Origin of the sequence: Cellulomonas biazotea (assembly GCF_004306155.1) — a bacterium.
GTDB classification, from domain to species: domain Bacteria; phylum Actinomycetota; class Actinomycetes; order Actinomycetales; family Cellulomonadaceae; genus Cellulomonas; species Cellulomonas biazotea.
On the sequence record NZ_BIMR01000480.1, the window covers coordinates 1 to 1,517 of the forward strand.

The following is a 1,517-nucleotide window of genomic DNA, read 5'->3' on the forward strand; positions in this document are numbered from 1 at the left end:
GGGTCGTCGTGCGCCCGGGGCTCGTCGCGCAGGCCGAGGTCGGCGCACGGGCCCCCGACGGGTCCGCCGCCGGGCTCGTCGGCGCGCCCGTCGGCGGCGTCGTCGGCGTCCGTCCCGGTGTGCTCGCGCAGCCGCGCCGCCAGCGCCTCGGGGCCGACCCGTGCCCAGGACTCGTGCGGCCGCATCGTGTAGCGCTGGCACCAGCACCGTCGACCGTCCGCGCGCGACTCGAAGACGGCACGCAGGTCGTCCCACGCGACGTCGCGCGCGGGCACGACGATGAGCCCGTGCGGCGCGTCGACCGGCATGCCCGCACGGTACGCCGCGCTGCGGCCGCCGGTCACGGGTCGGGACGACCAGGCGGGAGTGGCGCCGACGCCCGGCCAGGACGACGATCGGGGTGCCCGACCCGATGAGTCCGCGCGACGTCGCCGGTCCACCCAGGCGAACGGGCACGCGCCCGACGACGACCGTCCCGACCCCGAGCGCCAGGAGCACCGCGATGACCACGAGCACCGACGTCCGCACCCTCGACGTGCCGGGCGCGACCCTCACCTACGACGTCCGCGGACCGCTGCCCACGGCGGACGGCACTCCCCCGCTGGTGCTGATCGGTCAGCCGATGGACGCGAGCGGCTTCGGCACCCTCGCGTCGCTCCTCCCGGACCGGACGGTCGTCACGCCCGATCCGCGGGGTCTGGGCCGCAGCACGCGTCACGACGGCTCGCAGCAGAACGACCCGGTGCAGCAGGCGGCCGACCTGCACGAGCTGCTCGTGGCGCTGGGCGCGGGCCCGGTCGACCTGTTCGGGTCGAGCGGCGGGGCGGTCACGGGTCTCGCGCTCGTCACGGCGCACCCCGAGGACGTGCGCACGCTCGTCGCGCACGAGCCGCCGGTCGTCCCCCTGCTGCCCGACGCCGCCCAGGCGGCCGCCGCGGGTGCGCGCGTCACGTCGACGTACCAGGAGCGCGGCTGGGGTGCGGGGATGGCGGCGTTCATCGCGCTGGCGTCGTGGAAGGGCGAGCTCCCCGACGACTTCGGCAGCGAGCCCGTCGACCCCGCCGTGTTCGGGCTGCCGACCGAGGACGACGGCAACCGCGGCGACCCGCTGCTGTCCGGGGTGTCCGACGCCGTGACGGCGTACCGTCCGGACGTCGCGGCGCTGGCCGCGGCGTCGACCCGGGTCGTCGTCGCCGCCGGGGTCGAGAGCGCGGGGTTGCTCACGTGGCGCGCGTCGCAGGCGCTCGCTGCCGCGCTCGGCCAGGACCTCACCGACTTCCCGAGCGACCACGGCGGGTTCCTCGGCGGGGAGTTCGGGCAGCGGGGCGAGCCGGCGGCGTTCGCCGCGCGCCTGCGCGAGGTCCTCGCCGCGGGCTAGGCCGACGACGGCTCAGAGGACGGTGAAGCCCTCGGGGAGGCCGGCGCGTCCGGTCGAGGCCAGGAGCAGCGCCCCGGCCCGGCCGTCGGCGGCCGCGAGCGCGCCGACGAGCCGGAACGCCGCGGCGGCCGGCCCGGGC

General features: G+C 78.1%; 1 protein-coding gene and 1 pseudogene. One reads left to right on the forward strand and one right to left on the reverse strand.

Features of this window, described 5'->3' with window-relative positions; genetic code table 11:
* Positions 1-308: pseudogene (locus tag CBZ_RS21280) on the reverse strand (hypothetical protein); the annotation flags it as partial.
* Between the two features lie 194 nt (positions 309-502).
* Between CBZ_RS21280 and CBZ_RS20320 the strand changes: the two are divergent.
* Positions 503-1,378, forward strand: coding sequence for an alpha/beta fold hydrolase (locus CBZ_RS20320; protein WP_130783227.1), 876 nt, complete (start codon positions 503-505; stop codon positions 1,376-1,378).
* Positions 1,379-1,517: the final 139 nt, after the last annotated feature.

Excerpts from the sequence above, each read along its gene's own strand:
- CBZ_RS20320 (WP_130783227.1), top strand. The coding sequence starts at position 503 with ATGACCACGAGCACCGACGTCCGCACCCTCGACGTGCCGGGCGCGACC.